20 protein-coding genes and 1 pseudogene are annotated in these 20,919 nt (G+C 51.8%); 9 read left to right on the forward strand and 12 right to left on the reverse strand.

What is annotated here, in order from left to right; all coding sequences use genetic code 11:
- Positions 1-17 precede the first annotated feature (17 nt).
- The 4 genes and pseudogenes from cysK to crr all read left to right on the forward strand — a co-directional run bounded on the left by cysK (position 18) and on the right by crr (position 3,980).
- On the forward strand, positions 18-983 hold the full coding sequence (cysK, locus tag ACOZIO_RS07915) for a cysteine synthase A (RefSeq protein WP_129952199.1): 966 nt from the start codon (positions 18-20) through the stop codon (positions 981-983).
- A 403-nt stretch (positions 984-1,386) separates the two neighbouring features.
- Positions 1,387-1,644, forward strand: coding sequence for a phosphocarrier protein Hpr (gene ptsH / locus ACOZIO_RS07920; protein WP_013574433.1), 258 nt, complete (start codon positions 1,387-1,389; stop codon positions 1,642-1,644).
- Between the two features lie 50 nt (positions 1,645-1,694).
- A pseudogene (ptsI, locus tag ACOZIO_RS07925) lies at positions 1,695-3,492 on the forward strand (phosphoenolpyruvate-protein phosphotransferase PtsI).
- The gene (gene crr, locus ACOZIO_RS07930; RefSeq protein WP_101076258.1) at positions 3,471-3,980 is read left to right on the forward strand and encodes a PTS glucose transporter subunit IIA; all 510 of its coding nucleotides are present in this window, start codon (positions 3,471-3,473) and stop codon (positions 3,978-3,980) included. The pseudogene ptsI and the gene crr overlap by 22 nt, the downstream one beginning before the upstream one ends.
- A 152-nt stretch (positions 3,981-4,132) precedes the next feature.
- Here the strand turns inward: crr and ACOZIO_RS07935 are convergent, their stop codons facing one another.
- From ACOZIO_RS07935 to ACOZIO_RS07980, 10 genes are all read right to left on the reverse strand, one after another.
- A complete protein-coding gene (locus ACOZIO_RS07935) occupies positions 4,133-5,491 on the reverse strand; it encodes a HAMP domain-containing sensor histidine kinase (RefSeq protein ID WP_129991702.1) in 1,359 nt (452 codons plus the stop codon).
- Positions 5,472-6,155 carry a response regulator transcription factor gene (locus tag ACOZIO_RS07940; RefSeq protein WP_129952196.1) on the reverse strand — a complete coding sequence of 228 codons (684 nt, stop codon included), beginning with the start codon at positions 6,153-6,155 and terminating at the stop codon, positions 5,472-5,474. Before ACOZIO_RS07940 ends, ACOZIO_RS07935 begins: the two co-directional genes overlap by 20 nt.
- A 102-nt stretch (positions 6,156-6,257) precedes the next feature.
- Positions 6,258-7,142: a cysteine synthase CysM gene (gene cysM, locus ACOZIO_RS07945; protein ID WP_129952195.1), complete on the reverse strand. Its 885-nt coding sequence runs from the start codon at positions 7,140-7,142 to the stop codon at positions 6,258-6,260.
- A gap of 115 nt (positions 7,143-7,257) precedes the next feature.
- Positions 7,258-8,352, reverse strand: a complete 1,095-nt coding sequence (cysA, locus tag ACOZIO_RS07950; protein ID WP_129952194.1) for a sulfate/thiosulfate ABC transporter ATP-binding protein CysA — start codon at positions 8,350-8,352, stop codon at positions 7,258-7,260.
- Positions 8,342-9,217: a sulfate/thiosulfate ABC transporter permease CysW gene (gene cysW, locus ACOZIO_RS07955; RefSeq protein WP_129952193.1), complete on the reverse strand. Its 876-nt coding sequence runs from the start codon at positions 9,215-9,217 to the stop codon at positions 8,342-8,344. The genes cysA and cysW overlap by 11 nt, the downstream gene beginning before the upstream one ends.
- The gene (cysT, locus tag ACOZIO_RS07960) at positions 9,217-10,047 is read right to left on the reverse strand and encodes a sulfate/thiosulfate ABC transporter permease CysT (protein ID WP_129952192.1); all 831 of its coding nucleotides are present in this window, start codon (positions 10,045-10,047) and stop codon (positions 9,217-9,219) included. Before cysT ends, cysW begins: the two co-directional genes overlap by 1 nt.
- Positions 10,047-11,087 carry a sulfate ABC transporter substrate-binding protein gene (locus tag ACOZIO_RS07965; protein WP_421595165.1) on the reverse strand — a complete coding sequence of 347 codons (1,041 nt, stop codon included), beginning with the start codon at positions 11,085-11,087 and terminating at the stop codon, positions 10,047-10,049. Before ACOZIO_RS07965 ends, cysT begins: the two co-directional genes overlap by 1 nt.
- 211 nt (positions 11,088-11,298) lie before the next feature.
- Positions 11,299-12,198, reverse strand: a complete 900-nt coding sequence (locus tag ACOZIO_RS07970; RefSeq protein WP_129991698.1) for a Dyp-type peroxidase — start codon at positions 12,196-12,198, stop codon at positions 11,299-11,301.
- A gap of 105 nt (positions 12,199-12,303) precedes the next feature.
- On the reverse strand, positions 12,304-12,927 hold the full coding sequence (locus ACOZIO_RS07975; RefSeq protein WP_129952189.1) for an RpoE-regulated lipoprotein: 624 nt from the start codon (positions 12,925-12,927) through the stop codon (positions 12,304-12,306).
- A 150-nt stretch (positions 12,928-13,077) separates the two neighbouring features.
- On the reverse strand, positions 13,078-13,521 hold the full coding sequence (locus tag ACOZIO_RS07980) for a DUF2919 domain-containing protein (RefSeq protein WP_421595166.1): 444 nt from the start codon (positions 13,519-13,521) through the stop codon (positions 13,078-13,080).
- A 296-nt stretch (positions 13,522-13,817) separates the two neighbouring features.
- Between ACOZIO_RS07980 and ACOZIO_RS07985 the strand changes: the two genes are divergently transcribed.
- On the forward strand, positions 13,818-14,216 hold the full coding sequence (locus tag ACOZIO_RS07985) for a YgiW/YdeI family stress tolerance OB fold protein (RefSeq protein WP_205951576.1): 399 nt from the start codon (positions 13,818-13,820) through the stop codon (positions 14,214-14,216).
- A gap of 64 nt (positions 14,217-14,280) precedes the next feature.
- On the opposite strand, the gene ACOZIO_RS07990 is transcribed toward ACOZIO_RS07985, so the two are convergent.
- On the reverse strand, positions 14,281-14,706 hold the full coding sequence (locus tag ACOZIO_RS07990; RefSeq protein ID WP_095922987.1) for a GNAT family acetyltransferase: 426 nt from the start codon (positions 14,704-14,706) through the stop codon (positions 14,281-14,283).
- 277 nt (positions 14,707-14,983) lie between these two features.
- Here ACOZIO_RS07990 and amiA point away from each other — a divergent pair, with 277 nt between their 5' ends.
- The 4 genes from amiA to ACOZIO_RS08010 all read left to right on the forward strand — a co-directional run bounded on the left by amiA (position 14,984) and on the right by ACOZIO_RS08010 (position 18,402).
- Complete coding sequence (gene amiA, locus ACOZIO_RS07995) at positions 14,984-15,868, forward strand: N-acetylmuramoyl-L-alanine amidase AmiA (protein WP_129952186.1); 885 nt, start codon at positions 14,984-14,986, stop codon at positions 15,866-15,868.
- Between the two features lie 99 nt (positions 15,869-15,967).
- Positions 15,968-16,936 (forward strand): oxygen-dependent coproporphyrinogen oxidase, encoded by a 969-nt coding sequence (gene hemF / locus ACOZIO_RS08000; protein WP_129952185.1) that lies wholly within the window; start codon positions 15,968-15,970, stop codon positions 16,934-16,936.
- Complete coding sequence (locus ACOZIO_RS08005; RefSeq protein ID WP_217158046.1) at positions 16,936-17,385, forward strand: YaiI/YqxD family protein; 450 nt, start codon at positions 16,936-16,938, stop codon at positions 17,383-17,385. The genes hemF and ACOZIO_RS08005 overlap by 1 nt, the downstream gene beginning before the upstream one ends.
- Positions 17,386-17,454: 69 nt before the next feature.
- Positions 17,455-18,402, forward strand: a complete 948-nt coding sequence (locus ACOZIO_RS08010) for a nucleoside hydrolase (protein WP_421595167.1) — start codon at positions 17,455-17,457, stop codon at positions 18,400-18,402.
- A gap of 63 nt (positions 18,403-18,465) precedes the next feature.
- Here the strand turns inward: ACOZIO_RS08010 and maeB are convergent, their stop codons facing one another.
- Positions 18,466-20,745: an NADP-dependent oxaloacetate-decarboxylating malate dehydrogenase gene (gene maeB / locus ACOZIO_RS08015; RefSeq protein ID WP_129952182.1), complete on the reverse strand. Its 2,280-nt coding sequence runs from the start codon at positions 20,743-20,745 to the stop codon at positions 18,466-18,468.
- Between the last annotated feature and the right edge of the window lie 174 nt (positions 20,746-20,919).

The following is a 20,919-nucleotide window of genomic DNA, read 5'->3' on the forward strand; positions in this document are numbered from 1 at the left end:
CAGGTAAAGGACGGGTTATGAGCAAGATCTATGAAGACAATTCATTAACAATTGGCCATACGCCACTGGTTCGTCTGAACCGTATCGGTAATGGTCGTATTCTGGCTAAGGTCGAGTCACGTAACCCGAGCTTCAGCGTAAAATGCCGTATCGGTGCGAACATGATTTGGGATGCTGAGAAAAAAGGCATTCTGACCAAAGATATCGAACTGGTTGAACCCACCAGCGGTAACACCGGTATTGCACTGGCTTATGTGGCTGCCGCGCGGGGTTACAAACTGACACTGACCATGCCGGAAACCATGAGTGTTGAACGTCGTAAGCTGCTTAAAGCTCTCGGCGCCAATCTGGTGCTGACCGAAGGCGCCAAAGGCATGAAAGGCGCGATTGCCAAAGCCGAAGAAATTCAGGCCAGCGATCCGCAGCGTTATCTCATTCTTCAGCAGTTCAGCAACCCGGCCAACCCGGCTATCCACGAACAGACTACCGGCCCGGAAATCTGGGAAGATACCGATGGCGCAGTGGATGTGTTGATCGCAGGCGTGGGTACCGGCGGCACGATCACCGGAACGGGTCGTTATCTGAAAAGTAAAAAAAGCAGCGTGAAACTGGTGGCCGTCGAGCCAACCGACTCTCCCGTTATCACCCAGACACTGAACGGCGAAGAAGTCAAACCGGGCCCGCATAAAATTCAGGGTATCGGTGCAGGTTTTATTCCGGGTAACCTGGATCTGGAGTTGCTGGATCGCGTTACGCTGATCACCAACGATGAATCCATTCACATGGCACGCCGTCTGATGGAAGAAGAAGGTATTCTGGCCGGGATTTCTTCCGGTGCAGCAGTTGAAGCTGCGGTGAAATTATCCAAAGAACCGGAGTTTGCAGATAAGACTATCGTGGTTATTCTGCCTTCTTCTGGTGAACGCTATCTGAGCACCGCATTGTTTGCAGATTTATTCACCGAGAAAGAATTGCAACAATAATGCCACATCCTTAAAAGCGGCTAAAAAAGCACCTCAAGGGGTGCTTTTTTGTGGCCTGCGTCAAACTTTACACCACTTCGTCATTGATTTTACCCGCCAGGTTTAGTATTTAACCGGACAATTATTTCGATGCTCGAAATTAATCGCTTCCATGACGCTTCCCGGCTGAATCGATTTACTGATTTGTTACATCAGGGAAAAAGACGGCATAATGGAGGAATAACAGAAAAAGCCTGGATCCAGGGCAAAGAGTTTTATCGCTGAGTGCGTTATTTTCTCTTTTCTGTTGCATCTGAACCTGCCCCTGAACCATAGTCAGGCGCTAATCTCTACAGGCTAAAGTGAAGGCCATAAGCTAAACTTTAGCTCCACAACATTACTTTAATAAGTTGGGGAAACAACAATGTTCCAGCAAGAAGTTACTATTACCGCTCCTAATGGTCTGCACACCCGCCCTGCTGCACAGTTCGTGAAAGAAGCTAAAGGTTTCGCTTCTGACATCACCGTGACTTCAAACGGTAAAAGCGCCAGTGCTAAAAGCCTTTTCAAACTGCAAACTCTGGGCCTGACCCAAGGTACCGTTGTGACCCTCTCAGCTGAAGGTGAAGACGAGCAGAAAGCCGTTGAACACTTGGTAAAACTGATGGCAGAGCTCGAGTAATAAACAACCGCTCTTATATAGTTTAAACCAGTCAAGAGAAAGGTAGGGTTATGATTTCAGGCATTTTAGTATCTCCCGGTATCGCTTTCGGCAAAGCACTTCTGTTGAAAGAAGATGAAATTGTCATCAACCGGAAAAAAATCTCTCCAGATCACGTTGATCAGGAAGTTGAACGTTTCCTGACGGGCCGTGCGAAAGCCTCTGCTCAACTGGAAGTGATCAAGACTAAAGCCGGTGAGACCTTCGGTGAAGAGAAAGAAGCCATCTTCGAAGGCCACATCATGTTGTTGGAAGACGAAGAGCTTGAACAGGAAATCATAGCCCTTATCAAAGACGAGCACGCTTCTGCTGACGCTGCAGCTTTCTCTGTCATTGAAGGCCAGGCGAAAGCCCTGGAAGAGCTTGATGACGAATACCTGAAAGAACGTGCGGCTGACGTACGCGACATCGGCAAACGTCTGCTGCGCAATATTCTGAACATGACCATCGTTGATCTGAGCTCCATTCAGGACGAAGTTATCCTGGTTGCGACCGATCTGACGCCGTCAGAAACTGCACAGCTGAACCTGAACAAGGTTCTGGGCTTTATTACTGATTTGGGTGGCCGTACTTCTCACACCTCGATCATGGCCCGCTCACTGGAACTGCCTGCTATCGTGGGTACCAGCGACGTGACCAAACAAGTCAAAAATGATGACTACCTGATCCTCGATGCCGTGAACAATAAAATCTATGTCAATCCGACAGCAGACATTATTGACGAGCTGAAAGCCGTTCAGAACCAGTACATCAGTGAAAAAGACGAACTGACTAAGCTGAAAGACTTACCGGCTATTACGCTGGATGGCCATCAGGTAGAGGTTTGTGCCAACATCGGTACCGTGCGCGACGTCGCGGGTGCAGAGCGCAATGGCGCTGAAGGTGTCGGCCTGTATCGTACAGAATTCCTGTTCATGGACCGTGACAGCCTGCCTACCGAAGAAGAGCAATTCCAGGCATACAAAGCCGTTGCTGAAGCGATGGGGTCACAGGCGGTTATCGTACGTACCATGGACATCGGCGGTGATAAAGACCTGCCGTACATGAACCTGCCGAAAGAAGAAAACCCGTTCCTGGGTTGGCGCGCAATCCGTATCTGCCTTGATCGCAAAGAAATTCTTCACGATCAGTTGAAAGGCATCCTGCGTGCCTCTGCCTTCGGTAAATTGCGCATCATGTTCCCGATGATCATTTCAGTCGAAGAAGTGCGTGAACTGAAAGCAGAACTTGAACTGCTGAAAGCGCAACTGCGTGAGAAAGGTCAGGCATTCGATGAAACCATTGAAGTGGGTGTGATGGTTGAAACGCCAGCAGCAGCTGTGATTGCGCATCACCTGGCGAAAGAAGTTGATTTCTTCAGTATTGGTACAAACGATCTTACCCAGTATACTTTGGCAGTGGATCGCGGTAACGAGCTGATTTCTCATCTGTACAACCCAATGTCACCGTCTGTGCTTGGTTTAATTAAACAAGTTATTGACGCATCTCATGCTGCCGGTAAATGGACAGGGATGTGCGGCGAGCTAGCCGGCGACGAACGTGCTACACTTCTTCTATTGGGCATGGGGTTAGATGAGTTCAGCATGAGTGCTATCTCTATCCCACGCATCAAGAAAATTATTCGCAATACAAACTTCGAAGATGTGAAAGCGCTGGCAGACCAGGCCCTGGCCCAACCTACGGCGCAAGAGTTGATGAACCTGGTTAACAAGTTCATTGAAGAAAAAACACTCTGCTAATTGCGCGATGCTGGTAAAGCTGCCCAAATTAATGCTTAGGAGAAGATCATGGGTTTGTTCGATAAACTGAAATCATTGGTTTCTGATGATAAAAAAGACGTAGGTACCATTGAGATTGTGGCACCGCTGTCTGGTGAAATTGTCAATATTGAAGACGTGCCTGACGTTGTTTTCGCTGAGAAAATCGTAGGTGACGGTATTGCTATTAAACCTGCTGGCAACAAAATGGTTGCTCCGGTTGATGGCACTATCGGTAAAATCTTCGAAACTAACCATGCTTTCTCAATCGAATCCGACAGTGGCATCGAGTTGTTCGTGCACTTCGGTATCGACACCGTTGAACTGAAAGGCGAAGGCTTCAAACGCATCGCTGAAGAAGGCCAGCGCGTTAAGAAAGGCGATTTGGTTATCGAGTTTGATCTGGCGCTGCTGGAAGAGAAAGCGAAGTCTACTCTGACTCCGGTTGTTATCTCTAACATGGACGAGATCAAAGAGCTGATTAAACTGACGGGTAGCGTGACTGTGGGCGAAACCCCGATCATCCGCATCAAAAAGTAATTCGCTCAGCGAGAAATAAAAAACGGCGCCTAATCAGCGCCGTTTTTTATTGCCTGTAAATATCTGTCCGCAAAATAATTAGAGTGACAGGACAAAAGGCTATAGCTTTTTGAACAGCGCTTGCGCTGGCCCCAATGCATCTTCAGCCCGGATTATGACGCAGGCTTCCAGTGCGGGACTTGAAGGCTGATAATTAGCCCATGAGGCTGCGCGTTACGGGCATCCACTTTACCTTCATGGGCCAACATCACTTTACGGGTGATAGCCAGCCCAAGGCCATAGCCTTTGCCTGACAGCGGCGATTTAACGCGCACGAACGGGTCAAAGATACTCGAAAGCTTATCCTCTTCCACACCCGGCCCCTGATCGGCCACTTCAATCTGCAAATACTGCTCAATCTGTGCCAGTGAAACACTGATAGTTTGCCCGCGGGCCGAAAAGCGCAGCGCATTACGCACTACGTTATCTACCGCACGACGCATCAGTTCAGCATTGCCTTTTACCGTGTAATCCAGGTTATCCGGAGACGAGGGATACATCGCAATTTCAACACCCGGCAACTGCGCTTCATAGCGCGCATCGTTAACCACGGCTTCCACCAGCCCGTAGAGATCAAAGTACTCTTCATCAGGAATTTCACTGCTTTCGGTGCGCGATAACGCCAGCAGTTCGCCGATCATTTTATCCAGCCTCCCCGCCTCGTGTTCTATGCGGCTCAGGGAGCTTTCGACGTTCGACGGATTCTGCCGCGCCAGACCGATGGCCAGTTGCAAGCGCGCCAGCGGGGAGCGCAGTTCGTGCGAGACATCATGCAGCAGCTCTTCCCGCGCCCTGACCAGCACTTGCAGGCGTTCAGCCATCGAGTCGAAATCGCGCGCCACTTCGGACAATTCATCGTGCCGCTTACCCATGCTGCTAAACAGACGTACCGATAAATCGCCTTGCGCCACCCGATCAAAAGCTTTACGCATTTGCAGCATCGGCCGTGTCAGGTTCCACGCCAGAACGGCACTGAACAGCAACCCGCCAAGCCCGCCCAGCCACAACAATGGCGGTGGCATATTCAGCAGTTCGCGGTGGTGCTTTCGTGGCCGGTATTCATCCATCAGCCCCGCCACGTCATAACGCAGACGGTAACCCTGGCCGTCGGGCCCCTGCACAAACTCCACCACTTCATGCGGCGTTTTTCCGGGCTCAAGCTCCTGCATGCTGCTACCTTTTGCCGGCAGCAAAGACGGTGACACCGAAAAGAACTGCCGGTCATCTTGCGGCCAGTCAGCAATCATGGCATTCAGTGCAGGCATACCGCCGGAATGCAGCGTGGACACAGCCGAAGTAATTTGAAGTTTCACAAACCGGCGGGCAATACCACTTTCCGGCGGTTCATGCGGATTGTAGAAAGCAAAAACCACCCAGAGCCCCTGAGCGATTGCCACGAAAGTAAACCAGAAACCCAGCAATATTTTCCAGAACAACCTGCCGCGCAGTCGTTTAGCGGATTCGATAGCCAATGCTGCGCACCGTTTCAATAGTCAGCATATCGCCACCTTCAAGTGACCCCAGTTTCTGGCGGATGTTACTGATATGCACATCAATACTGCGGTCATACGCTTCACGCGGACGCCCGAGACCTTTTTCCGACAATTCATCTTTGGAGACCACACGTTCAGGCGAACGCAACAGTAATTCCAGCAGGTTGAACTCAGAAGCGGTCAGATCGAAGGGCACGCCGCGCCATTCACTGCTCCGGGTCGCCGGATTCAGCGTCAGATCACCATAGTTGACCGAGGACGTATCAGCGTGTGATTGCTGCTGTTCTTCCACACGACGCAATACAGCACGCAAACGTGCCACCAGTTCACGTGGATAGCACGGTTTCGGCATATAATCATCCGCCCCCATTTCCAGACCGATGACGCGATCAATGTTGTCCCCTTTCGCGGTCAGCATGATGATCGGCAGCCGGCTGTTTTTACGCACCTGACGCAATACATCAATACCGCTCATGTCTGGCAGCATAATATCCAGGATCATCGCGGTGTATTCGCCAGACATCGCACCTTCCACACCCGCTTTACCGGTCAGCACCAGAGACGCATCAAAACCTTCTGCAATCAGGTATTCACTGAGCATGGTGCCTAATTCAAGGTCGTCATCGACTAATAAAATTTTCATTGTTCATTTCCGCCTGGCTAAAATTTTGGTCATTTTTACCACTAAGCCAGCCATTCGCAGCCGCTTTTACTCTAATTTTACATTCAACAGCTGAATATAGAATTAAACATTAAAAACCCCAGTGGATAAATAACGGTCACCGCGATCACAAATAATCGCCACTATCACGCTGCCCGGATGGCTTCTGGCCACGCGCAACGCACCCGCTACCGCGCCGCCGGAACTCACCCCACAGAAGATACCTTCCGACCGCGCCAGCGCCCGCATGGTATCTTCTGCTTCGTTTTGTCCCATATCCATCACTTCATCGACCAGTTCCGGATTGAAAATGCCCGGGAGATAGGCCTGCGGCCAGCGGCGTATACCGGGAATACTGCTGCCTTCAGAAGGTTGCAACCCGACAATCCTGACGCCAGCATGCTGGCTGCGCAGATAACGGCTGACACCGGTAATGGTGCCGGTGGTGCCCATGCTGGACACAAAATGGGTGATGCGTCCGTGCGTCTGTTGCCATATTTCAGGGCCTGTTGTCGTGAAATGCGCGAGCGGATTATCAGGGTTATTAAACTGATCCAGCACTTTCCCCTGCCCCTGTTTTTCCATTTCCAATGCAAGATCGCGCGCGCCTTCCATGCCCTGCGCACGACTGACCAGCAACAGTTCGGCACCATACGCCCGCATCGATGCCTGACGTTCGAGACTCATATTCTCCGGCATCAGCAATTTCAGCTTGTAGCCTTTGAGTGCAGCAATCATCGCCAGCGCAATCCCGGTATTTCCGCTTGTGGCTTCAATCAGCGTATCACCAGGGCGAATTTCACCCCGTTTTTCCGCCTGCTCAATCATAAACAGTGCGGCACGATCTTTTACCGATCCGGCAGGATTATTCCCTTCCAGCTTAACCCAAATCTCGCTGTCCAGACCCTGCGTCAGACGCTGTAATCTCACCAGAGGGGTATTGCCGATGTAATGTTCGAGCGTACTCACGGGCCCGCCTTATATTAAAAAATTATATCTGCCGATAAAAAATACATAAACAGATATCAGACGATAAAAAGGGCGGCCCGATGACCGCCCTGAGAAAAATTCTGATCAAAAAATATCAGGCACTCTTCGCTAACGCAACGGGTTGCAGAGGCTGGTCGCCCGCATACAGACGGCCATTCAGCCCGCCGACATAGAACCGATCGCCGCGCTGAGGTGCGCTGTTACCGTGGGTTTCGGAAAGCACAACCGAAAGCGGTTCGTCGTGCCAGCCCTCGGCCTGCACGATAAGCTGCCAGAAATGGCCACGCGGGCTGACTTCGAGCACCTTCACCGGCAACGGGCAACGCGCTGTACTGTGCGGCGTAATTTCCATTTCCCATGGACGCAGGAATAAGTCGACTGCGCCCTGATGCAGCGGCGGATTATCCAGTGGCCAGTGGTATGCACCGACGTACAGCTGAGAGCCCCGGATTTCACCGCTGATCTTGTTGACTTCACCCATGAATTCCAGCACGAAACGGGTTGCCGGTTCACGCCAGATTTCCTGCGGTGCGCCGACCTGTTCGATATTGCCCTGGCTCATTACCACCACACGATCAGCCACTTCCATGGCTTCTTCCTGATCGTGCGTCACGAACACGCTGGTAAATTTCAGTTCTTCATGTAACTGCCGCAGCCAGCGGCGCAACTCTTTACGCACCTGTGCATCCAGTGCGCCAAAGGGTTCATCGAGCAGCAGAATTTGCGGTTCAACCGCCAGCGCACGCGCCAGTGCCACACGTTGTTTCTGACCACCGGAAAGTTGTGCCGGATAACGGTTTGCCAGATGGCCTAACTGCACCATTTCCAGCAATTTAGTGACTTTCTGTTTGATCGCACCGGCATCCGGACGCTCGCGGCGCGGCAACACCGTCAGACCAAACGCGATATTATCGAACACGGTCATATGACGGAACAGCGCGTAATGCTGGAATACAAAACCGACCTGACGATCGCGGGCATGAAGGCGCGTCACGTCTTTGCCGTGGAAGCTCAGGTGGCCGGCGTTTTGATTTTCCAGCCCGGCGATAATACGCAGCAGCGTGGTTTTACCTGAACCGGAAGGCCCGAGCAGCGCAACCATCTCTCCGGAAGCAATATCGAGCGAGATATCATTGAGCACCTTAGTGCGGCCAAAATATTTGTTGATACCGTTAATTTCAATGCTCATGACTTCCCTCCCGCTCAAGACGGTCATTGTGGCGCTTCAGACGCCATTGCAGGCCGCTTTTCAGAAATAATGTGACAATTGCCATCAGGGTTAACAGCGCAGCGGCAGTAAACGCGCCTGCAGTGTTGTAATCCTGATGCAGTAATTCGACTTGTAGAGGCAGCGTGTAGGTTTCGCCACGGATAGAACCGGACACTACCGATACTGCGCCAAACTCCCCAATGGCGCGGGCGTTGGTCAGCACCACGCCGTATAACAATGCCCAGCGGATATTCGGTAATGTCACGCGGCGGAACATCTGCCAGCCTGACGCCCCCAGCAACACTGCCGCTTCATCTTCATGACTGCCCTGGCTTAACATCACCGGCACCAGCTCACGAATAACAAACGGACAGGTGACAAATACTGTCACCATCACCATACCCGGCCAGGCGAACATAAACTGAATATTATGGGCATCCAGCCAGCCGCCAATCGGACCGTTGGTGCCGTAAAACAGCAGATACAATAGCCCTGCCACCACCGGCGACACCGCGAACGGAATGTCGATAAGCGTCAGTAACAGCTGACGTCCCGGAAAATTAAAGCGGGCCACCAGCCAGGCCAGCAGTGTGCCGAAAATCAGGTTAACCGGCACGGTGATCAGCGCCATCAGCACCGTCAGCCAGATGGAGTGCAACATGTCAGTGTCAGACAGGTTCTTCCACACGGCAGCAAGGCCGTCGGAAACCGCGAGTACGAAAATGCTAATCATCGGGATCAGCAACAACAGAACACAAATCAGCACACCGGTGCCGATCAGTGACCATTTTACCCAGTCAATACGCTGGCGCTTTTCGCCTGCAAAAGCCGGAACATCAGACATTACTGGCCTCCCAGACGACGGCCATAACGGCTCTGTAAGGTATTAATCGCAAACAACAGCAGCAACGATGCCGCGAGGATCACCGAAGCGATGGCGCTGGCTGCCGGGTAATCAAATTCCTGTAAGCGAATAAAAATCATCAGTGAGGTCACTTCGGTTTTCCACGCAATGTTACCGGCGATGAAAATGACCGCGCCGAATTCTCCCAGACTGCGGGTAAAGGACAACGCCGTACCCGCCAGAAGCGATGGCATCACTTCAGGCAACACCACACGACGGAAGCTCTGCCAGCGCGATGCACCCAGTGTTTCAGCAGCTTCTTCATATTCCGGGCCTAATTCTTCCAGCACCGGTTGCACGGTACGAACCACAAACGGGATGCTGGTAAATGCCATCGCCACGGCAATACCCAGCCAGGTATACGCTACTTTGATATCAAAATGCGCCAGCCACTGACCGTAAAAACCGGTGGTAGAAAACAATCCTGCCAGCGTTAAACCGGCCACGGCCGTCGGCAGGGCAAACGGTAAATCCATCAGACCATCCACCAGGCTTTTACCGGGGAACTCATAACGGGTCAGGATCCATGCCATCAGCATGCCGAAGAAACAGTTAAAAATACTCGCCACACCTGCCGCCAGCAGCGTCACTTTATAGGCCGCCACCACCTGACCGTTGGTGATGACATCCCAATATTGCGCCAGTGTCATTTGTGACAACTGCATCACCAGCGCACTCAGCGGCAGCAACAGCACGAGGCACACGAACAACAAACTGCTGCCGAGGCTCAGGGTAAATCCGGGTAATACGCGTTTGCTCGACAACAACATTACTTGTGACCTTGCGCTAACAGTTTGTCCAGCTCACCGCCGGTACTGAAATGGGTTTCCATCACTTGTGGCCAGCCACCGAACTGATCTTCAACTTTGAACAATTTAGTTGCCGGGAACTGCTCTTTCGCTGCCGCCATTGCTGTTTTGTCATACACACGGTAGTTAAAACTGGTGATGATTTTCTGCGCCTGCGGGCTCCACAAATAATTCAGATAATCTTTTGCAGCTTTCTCTGTGTCATTTTTCTCGACATTTTTATCCACCCAGGCGACCGGGAACTCCGCCAGGATATCCACCTTCGGAACAATGACTTCGTATTTATCATCACCGTACTGCTTACGGATGTTGTTCACTTCCGATTCGAAACTGATCAGTACATCACCCAGTCCGCGTTCGACAAAAGTGGTGGTGGCGCCACGGCCGCCGGTATCAAATACCTGCACGTTTTTCAGGAAACTCGCCATCTTTTCGCGGGTCTGCGCCTGGTTTTTATTATCCTCCAGATTGAAGGCGCCCCAGGCACCGAGATAGGTATAACGGCCATTACCGGAGGTTTTAGGATTCGGGAAAATCAGGCTCACGCCCGGACGCGCTAAATCGTCCCAGCTGTGAATATTTTTTGGATTGCCCTTGCGCACCAGAAACGCCATGGTTGAATAGAACGGCGAACTGTTATTAGGCAGACGGCTTTGCCAGTTGGCCGGGATCAGATTGCCACGGTCATGCAAAATCTGCACATCCGTCACCTGATTGTAAGTGACCACATCGGCCTTAAGTCCCTGCAAAATGGCCAGTGCCTGCTTGGACGAACCGGCATGCGACTGTTTGATATCGAGTTTGTCGCCATTATTTTGGTCCGCCCACTGTTTCTGAAAAGGCGGGTTCAATGCGGCAAACAGTTCACGGGAGACATCATAAGAGCTGTTGAGCAATTCAGTGGCCGAAGCCGCCCCGCTGGCCAGCAACACTGCCGCGACAGATCCTTTAAGCAGGCTGCCTGTAAACCACGCTTTAACAAACCCCGTTTCTGTTTTCATGCTCAGCCTTTGGTGAATTCATCGATTTGCGATACGCATATGAACCGCTCAATACTACACAGTGTATTTATAACTGAGGGTCAGGCTGTAACGGTTTTATATACCATTTGGTGATTTTCAAGCATGAAAAGCTATAAGACGTTAACAAACGCGAAGGGAATAACAGGAGAGACAGAAACAGCGCGTTCGCAACGGAACGCGCCGGGAGGTGTTAAAGCGCTAACAGGCGGGTCAGGGAGGGGGCAAAATAATAGCTGCCGGTTACCGGACGGGTGAAGCGCAGCATAGCATCGCGTTTGCCATCAAGATCGCCAAACATGCTCAGCAGTTGTTTCTCAATATTCCACAAACGGGCGCAATAGCTGATGAAATACAAGCCGTGTTCACCACTGGCCGTACCGTAAGGCAGGCTCTGGCGCAGGATTTTCAGGCCCTTGCCGTCTTCTTTCAGATCAACGCGGCTGACGTGGGAGGTGGCCGGACGGGTTTCTGAATCCAGCTCTTCATCCGTTTCTTTAGTACGCCCTATCACTTCTTCCTGTTGTTGCACAGTGAAGCGTTCCCATTGCACCAGATTATGTTTCCAGCGCTGGACCATCACGTAACTGCCACCGGCATCGACGCTACCCTCAGGGATAATGGCCACCTGAGCGCGGGCTTCTGCTTTCGGGTTTTCAGTGCCGTCGACAAAACCACTGAGGTCACGTTCTTCCAGCGCACGGAATCCGTGAGTTTCTTCTTCGACAGTGATTGAACTGCCGAATGCTTTTAATGCCGCCTGTGCCAGCGCAAAATTCACGTCATGACGCAGCGACTGAATATGCAGCAACATATCACGCTGCGTCGCCGGTGCCAGCCCGTTGCCCAGCGGCTCGAAAGGTTTCAGTTCTTCTGCACCCTGATTGCCGGATAAATCACGCCATACATCGTTGCCAAAGGCAATGACCGCACCAAGATGTTCTGCGGGAAATTTTTTCTGCATGTCTTCCAGTACGGCCACAAATGCACGGCAGCCCTGCCGGAGCGCATCCAGGTCACCCTGAGCTTTCGCTTCGATGTAAATCGCGAAACGGCAATGTTCGGGTAAAATGCCGCTCTGAACCTGAGTCATTTTCTCATCCTCGTTAATTTGACCGGCGACATCATACCGGATGTCAATAAAAATGCCTTGCGCGAAGGCAAGGCATTGAGGGCTTTTTAAACACAGATTCCCGTTTTATTGCGCGTTATTTGCCGGATTAGCACGCCAGATGATTTTGCTGACCTTCCAGTCTTTCAGGGCATCATCCGAAGGCATCAGCGAATCCGGACCATGCCAGATACCGCTGAACACATAGGTTACGTGAGCACTTTGCGGCGCTTTACACTCGACGTTTTCGGCATCATCCCCTTCGCCTTTGACGCAGACATCGAAGGCCTTGCTGTAAAGCGTGCTGAAAGGTGTGCCGATTTTGACACCCCATTCACTTTCAACTTTCGGATCTACCACATCAACGCGTTGCACATTGCCTTTCGGCTCACCGCTGATGGACATTTTCACGTCTTTGCCGTCCATCGCCTGGAAGAAACTCAGCATTTTTCCATCGCTCATCGACATCCCGCTGCGCAGGGTATAGTCGCCGTCCAGCGCGTCTTTAACGGCTGTTTCTGTCAGCGGTGTGCTGCTGGTTATTCCGCCCACGCCTTTATCGCTGACTGTCAGGCTGCTGCCAAACCAGTTAAGCGGATTCATACCCGACCAGGAAATATCTGGCCACGACATGTTAGACAGTGATGAACAGCCCGTAAGAATTAACGGCAGCGCCAGCAACATCGGGCGAACCCGTATGCGAACAGTCATTCGGTACACTCCTTGACTCCCCGTTCCCGTCGGCCGGTGCGGCCTGGCGGATAAACCGGCAGTGAAATTATTGTTTATTTATGCATGAGGGTTTAGCGCCAGTTCGAGTACTTTTCTGGTTAAAAAGTTCATCCCCGAATGGAATATGCATCAGGCCAGACGGCGCGTGGCATCAAAACAGGCGCGCAGACGGCGGCTCATGAGCCAGTAAGCCAGCGCCGCTGCATCCAGCAAGGCCAGCACGATATCCACGCCGGAAATCGTATCTGTACTTTGCCATAACCCCAGCCCCTGCAAGGCAAATGTGATAAACATGCCAGCCAGCAGCAACCAGTAACCGGCCTGCCAGATACGCGGCCATACATGACGACGCCCGCTGAGTAAAAACAACAGCGCGGGTGGCAATCCGAGTAACATTCCGGACCAGAAATTTTGCGACTCAGGATAAAACAACGCCAACAGGTCACTGCCCTGCTGGCGCGACGCCCCGACCATCACAAATAATATCCAGGTCCGCGCCTGCAAAATCAAAATAGTCCAAAACCACAATGGCAAGCGCAACATACCATGGTCGTTATAATCATCCGGGTTCATAAAAAGGACAACGTTCCTGCAAATGAAGTTAAGTTTTTAAAATATATCAAGAGCATACCTAAAATAATTCGAAGTACAGAAAAACCGCCAGCGGAGTGATCCGATGAACTTACTCAGGTAAGTGATTCACATCACTGAGCGCAGCCAACACCTCTGCAATTTTAAGTATGCCGGGTATAGGCTTAAGAAACTGTTAAGAACTGTCTGCTTTACTGGTCTCCAACGCGGCAACACATCCGAAAAGATGTCATCGTTGCCGGTACTCTGGAAACGTTAACTTAAGGAAGACTATTATGATGAAGAAGATCACGCTGGCAACCCTCATTGCACTTTGTTCAGCCACTGCCTTTGCCCAGCAGGCTGGCGGATTTAACGGCCCGTCGGCGCAGGAATCACAAACCCAGCCTGCCCCACAGGGTGGCTTCACGGGTACCACGGCGCTGAGTACAGTGAAAGACGCGCAAACCATGAAGGATGATCAGTGGATCATGCTGGAAGGGTTCATCGATCAGCGTATCGACCATGATAAATACATTTTCCGCGACAATACCGGCACCCTCAATGTCGAAATTGACGGCAAACGCTGGCAGGGACAGAACGTGTCACCCAAGGACAAAATCCGCATTGAAGGTAAAGTCGATAAAGACTGGAATTCTGTCGAAGTGGATGTCAAAAGCGTAAAACTGATCAAGTAACTCAGAAAACGAAGCCCCGGCGGATCACTCCTGCCGGGGCTTTTTTATTCGCCGGAATAACGATTTAGTATTCCTGATCTTCGATCAGTCGTTTACCCAGTAAAAGCGTATCCGAAATTTCATAACCCAGTTTTTCATACATGCTGACTACCGCATCGTTTTCAGCACGCACCATTAAATTCATTTTCGGGCAACCACGGGCGATTAACTTCTTCTCCAGACGGTTTACCAGCGCATTGGCAATGCCACGGCCGCGATAATCCGGATGTACCCCCAGATAATTGGCTGATCCGCGATGACCATCGTAGCCGCCCATCAGCGTCGCCACCACTTCACCGCCCACTTCCGCCACCAGGAAAAACTCAGGGCTGTGGTTAATTTTACGTTCAATATCCAGCTCTGGATCATTCCACGGACGCAGTAAATCGCAGCGTTCCCATAAGGTCAGTACTTCTTCGAAATCTTCTTGACGGTATACGCGAATTTCCATCACTGTTCGCCGCTGTTAATCGGGGTTTATATGATTATCGCGTGATCTGTTTGATACGCAACATCAAAATCACCAATTGTGTACTTTATAAACCGTTTTGAGCGATAAAATCTTTACATAAAACACCATGACGCTCTGTCTGTCCTGGATAGTTATTCGGTCATGACATCATTCACGACACATTATTCATAAAAAGTAATAGTTCTCAGGTCGAAACGATAAAAAAGATACTCTATAACATAGGGCATTCTGCATTTTTTCTGACGGTAACGGACTGATGTTAAACCCCCTGAATAAATTTTTGCATTTCCAGCCTTTGCCTGCCGCCGCCACCCGTCGCCAGCTGCTACTTTCCGGGCTTGGTTTGGCGATTGCCGCTTTCGGTTCACGTTCTGCCAGCGCCGCGCAGCATGAACACATCACCCAATCTGCACCGGCCCCTAAACCTCCGGGTGCGAAAAAACTGGTGATGATTGACCCCGGACACGGTGGCATCGATTCCGGTGCGGTGGGTCATGAAGGCTCGGAAGAAAAACATGTCGTGCTGGAAATCGCCAACTATGTGCGGGAATTCCTGGGCGAGCAAAGTCATATTGACGTTAAACTGACCCGCGATTCTGATCACTTTATACCGCTTTATCAGCGGGTTGAACTGGCTCATCAGCATCAGGCCGATTTATTTGTTTCGATTCATGCCGATGGTTACACCAGCCCGACGGCTTCAGGCGCGTCTGTTTTCGCCCTCTCTAATCGCGGGGCCAGCAGCGCGATGGCGCGGTATATGTCTAAAAAAGAAAACGATGCCGATCTGGTCGCGGGCGCGAAATATGCCAAAGAAGACAATAATTATCTGCAACAGGTATTGTTCGATCTGGTGCAAACCGACACCATCAAAAACAGTCTGACACTGGGGCATCATGTGCTCGACAGAATCCGTCCGATACACCATCTGCACAGCCAGCAGACCGAACAGGCGGCATTTGCTGTATTAAAATCCCCGTCGATACCGTCGATTCTGGTGGAAACATCGTTTATTACCAATCACCAGGAAGAACAGTTACTCAGCACTACGGCGTTCCGTCGTGAAATCGCGCAGGCCATTTCACAGGGGATCGTAAATTTCTTCAGTTACTTCGATGCCAACGAACGTAAGCCCCGGTAACGTCTTTGCGCTGCTAAAAGCAGGCGTCTCTAGCCGACGCGGATGTTTTTGGGTATATAATCACTTCCTCTTTTTGATTCAGCGCCCGCAAGGCGCTGAATGCCTCTTAAGTCAACGTCTGCGAGTTTGCCCGTGAGCCAATCCATTCCCGACATCCAGCAAGTTAAAACTTTTCTGCTTAAACTCCAGGATCACATTTGCCAGCAACTGGCTGCCGCCGATGGCAAGGGCCGGTTCGCTGAAGATCAATGGGTACGGGAGGAAGGTGGTGGTGGCCAGAGCCGGGTGCTGACCCATGGCGCAGTGTTTGAACAGGCAGGTGTCAACTTTTCGCATGTTGCCGGTGCAACCCTGCCCGCTTCCGCAACCGCGCATCGACCTGAACTGGCTGGTCGCAGTTTTCAGGCCATAGGCGTTTCACTCGTTATTCATCCGCTGAATCCTTACGTGCCAACCAGCCATGCCAACGTACGCTTTTTCATTGCGGAAAAACCCGGTGAAGCGCCGGTCTGGTGGTTTGGCGGTGGCTTTGACCTCACGCCATACTACGGTTTTGAAGAAGATGCCCACCACTGGCACCAAACTGCACAACAGCTTTGCCAGCCGTTCGGCGATGATGTCTATCCGAAATACAAAAAATGGTGTGACGATTACTTCTTTATTAAACACCGTAACGAAGCACGCGGTATCGGCGGCTTATTCTTTGATGACCTTAATTCGCCGGATTTCGCCACTTGTTTCAGTTTCATGCAGGCTGTGGGCAACGGCTTTACCGACGCCTATATGCCCCTGGTAGAAAAACGCAAAGCTCTGCCGTGGGGCGAGCGTGAGCGCCAGTTCCAGCTTTACCGCCGGGGGCGTTACGTTGAGTTCAATCTGGTATGGGATCGCGGAACCCTGTTTGGCCTGCAAACCCGTGGCCGCACGGAATCTATTTTAATGTCGATGCCTCCGCTGGTGCGTTGGGAATACGGCTATCAGCCGGAAGAAGGCAGCCCGGAAGCCGCACTTTATAACGACTTTCTGCCGGTTCGCGACTGGCTGGCTGAAAAGGGAGAGCCAAACTGATGCAAATCTGGGTTGATGCAGACGCCTGTCCGAATGTCATCAAAGAAGTGCTGTTCCGCGCCGCCGAACGTACCGGCATGATGGTGACGCTGGTTGCCAACCAGATCATCCGTACACCTCCGTCAAAATTCCTGCGCACCTTACGCGTAGAAGCGGGCTTTGACGTAGCAGATAACGAAATTGTAAAACGCACTGAGCCAGGTGATCTGGTGATCACCGCCGATATTCCGCTGGCAGCGGAAGTCATTGAAAAAGGCGGCGTGGCGCTGAATCCGCGCGGTGAGCGTTATACCACCGAGACCATCAAAGAACGCCTGAACATGCGTGATTTTATGGACACCATGCGCGCCAGTGGCGTACAAACCGGCGGACCGCCCGCGCTTAATCAGCGCGACCGTCAGCAATTTGCCAATGAACTGGATAAGTGGTTGCAACAGGCCAAAAACTAATTCCCCTTCATGCAATTCGAATGATTTTGGGGACTGATAAAAGTGGATAAATTGAAAAGGATGTAAAAAATGGTCAAAAAGATCATCCTTGATTGCGATCCTGGGCACGACGATGCTATCGCGATGTTACTGGCACACGGTAACCCAGACATCGAACTGCTGGCTGTCACAACGGTCGTTGGTAATCAGACGCTGGAGAAAGTCACCCGCAATGCCCTCGCCGTGGCACGTGTGATTAACCTGACTGGCGTGCCGTTTGCGGCGGGCGCAACCCGTCCGCTGGTACGTCAGGTTGAAATTGCTGACGAAATCCACGGTGAGTCCGGTCTGGATGGTCCGGTGCTACCGGAAGCGACCCTCACTCTTGAACCTGTTCATGCTATCGATCTGATAATTGATCTGATCATGTCTCACCCGCCAAAAACCATTACGCTGGTGCCCACCGGCGGGCTGACCAATATTGCTATGGCTGTACGCAAAGAGCCTCGTATTATTGAACGTGTGAAAGAAGTGGTACTCATGGGCGGTGGTTACCACGTGGGAAACTGGAGTGCAGTCGCAGAATTCAATATCAAAATTGATCCTGAAGCCGCGCATATTGTATTTAACGAGAAATGGCCGCTGACGATGGTCGGGCTTGATTTAACCCATCAGGCACTGGCTACCCCTGAAGTTGCCGCACGCATCGCCGCTGTAGGTACTCAGCCGGCTAAATTTGTCGGCGAACTGCTGGATTTCTTTGGCCTGAGCTACAAAGACCGCCAGGGCTTTGATTCACCGCCGGTTCACGATCCGTGTGCCGTGGCTTATGTCATCGATGCGAACGTAATGACCGTGCAAAAGGTGCCGGTAGATATCGAACTGACGGGCACCTTAACACTGGGTATGACCGTCGCCGATTTCCGCGCACCGCCCCCGCCGGATTGCCATACGCAGGTGGCAGTCAAACTCGACCATCAGCGTTTCTGGGATCTGATCGTCGATGCGCTGGAGCGTATCGGCGAAGTGAAATACTGAGACGGCGATTGAGAAAAACGAGCATCGCTTTGATGCCCGTTTTTTACGCTAACAGTTGCGTGGTTATAAAGGTTCGGTTTGGGCTTCCACGACCGCCAGCGCTACCATATTGACTATTCGCCTGACCGAGGCAATTGGCGTCAGAATATGTACCGGTTTCGATACCCCCATCAGGACCGGTCCGACAGTTACCCCTTCCGAACACGATACCCTCAGCAGGTTGTAACTGATGCGCGCCGATTCCATATTCGGCATGATGAGAATATTCGCCGATCCTTTCAGCGGGCTGTCCGGCATCACATCCTGACGAATACTTTCCACCAGCGCCGCGTCACCGTGCATCTCACCGTCGATTTCCAGATCAGGATCGCGCTCATGAATCAATTCCAGGGTACGGCGCATTTTCAGCGCGGCCGGGCTGTCTGAAGTACCAAAACTGGAGTGCGACAACAGCGCGACTTTCGGCTCAATCCCAAACCGTCTCACCGTTTCTGCTGCCATCAGCGTGATTTCTGTCAGCTGTTCAGGGGTTGGATCATCATTGACGTAGGTATCAGCAATAAAGGTATTGCCGCTCGGCAGCAGCAGCGCATTCATCGCCCCGGCAACATGCGTACCTTTGCGAAAACCGAACACATTCGCCACGATATCGTAATGCTCATGATAGGTACCGACCGTGCCGCAAATCATCGCATCGGCTTCGCCGCGCAGCAGCATGATGGCAGAAATCAGCGTCGGATTGCCGATCACAGCCCGGCGCGCCTGTTCCTGAGACACACCGCGCCTTTTCATCAACGCATAATATTCGCGCCAGTATTCATTAAAACGCGGATCAGATTCGTTGTTCACCACTTCAAAATCCCGGCCTGCTTCCAGTTGCAAACCGAGTTTTTTGATGCGCATGGCAATGACGCTCGGCCGTCCGACCAGAATCGGCTTCGCCAGCCCCAGGGAAATCAGTTCCTGCGTAGCGTGCAGCACGCGTTCCTCTTCTCCTTCCGCCATTACCACCCGTTTGGCGTCTTTCTTAGCCTGCGAAAAAATAGGCTTCATGAACAGATTGGTTTTGTAGACGAACTCGGTAAGTTTTTCGGCATACGCCTCCAGATCCTCAATCGGGCGCATAGCCACACCGGACTCCATCGCGGCTTTCGCTACGGCGGGCGCAATTTTCACGATCAGGCGCGGATCAAAAGGCTTAGGAATAATATATTCAGGTCCGAAAGACAGCTCTTCTTCACCGTAAGCGGAAGCCACCACATCGCTTTGCTCGGCCATTGCCAGATCCGCGATAGCATGAACACAGGCCAGTTTCATTTCTTCATTAATGGTGGTTGCCCCGACATCCAGCGCACCACGGAAAATGAACGGGAAGCACAAGACATTGTTCACCTGATTCGGATAATCCGAACGGCCGGTACAGATAATGGCGTCGGGTCGCACCGCTTTTGCCAGCGGCGGTAAAATCTCCGGCTCAGGGTTAGCCAGCGCCAGGATCAGCGGATCTTTGGCCATGGTTTTCACCATCTCCTGCGTCAAAACTCCGGGGCCGGAACACCCCAGAAAAATATCGGCGTCCGGGATTGCATCCCCCAGTGTGCGCTGGCCGTTATCTTCAATCGCATAAGCCGCTTTGGTTTCAGCCATGTTGTCTTCGCGCCCCTGATAAATCACACCACGGGAGTCGCAGGCCGTGATGTTATGGCGTTTCAGCCCCAGCGCCACCAGTAAATTCAGGCACGCAATGGCAGAAGCCCCCGCCCCTGAAACGACCAGCCGCACATCGGAAATGCTTTTCCCCACAACGCGCAGACCATTTAACACTGCGGCGGTACAGATAATGGCGGTGCCGTGTTGATCGTCATGAAACACCGGAATTTTCATGCGCTCCCGGAGCTTTTTCTCAATGTAAAAGCACTCCGGCGCTTTGATATCTTCAAGGTTGATGCCGCCGAACGTCGGCTCCAGCGCGGCGATCACATCGATCAGTTTATCGGGATCGTTCTCATCCACTTCAATATCAAACACATCAATACCGGCGAATTTTTTGAACAATACGCCCTTACCTTCCATCACCGGTTTCCCGGCCAGGGCACCGATATTTCCCAGCCCGAGAACAGCGGTACCGTTGGAAATCACCGCCACCAGATTGCCGCGTGCGGTGTACCGGTAAGCCGCCAGCGGATCTTTAGCGATCTCCAGACAGGGAGCGGCAACGCCCGGAGAATAGGCCAGCGCCAGATCACGTTGTGTCGCGAGAGGCTTGGTGGGTGAAACCTGAATTTTGCCAGGCACCGGAAACTCATGAAAATCGAGCGCACTTTGTTTGAGTTGTTCGTCCATTGCAGGATCCTTTTCGTGTTTCTTATTTTTTGCAGAGACAACAGGGTACGGGAAACATCAGCATCTGATTTTCCTGCTGACAAGTATAGATAACCCTGCCATGGCTAAGGGTGAATCACGACCAAAACTTAGCCGTTACATTGATTACTTTTCATTCATGGAAGACGTCTCGTA

This window comes from Rahnella sp. PD4, assembly GCF_049199325.1.
Classification (GTDB): Bacteria; Pseudomonadota; Gammaproteobacteria; order Enterobacterales; family Enterobacteriaceae; genus Rahnella; species Rahnella perminowiae.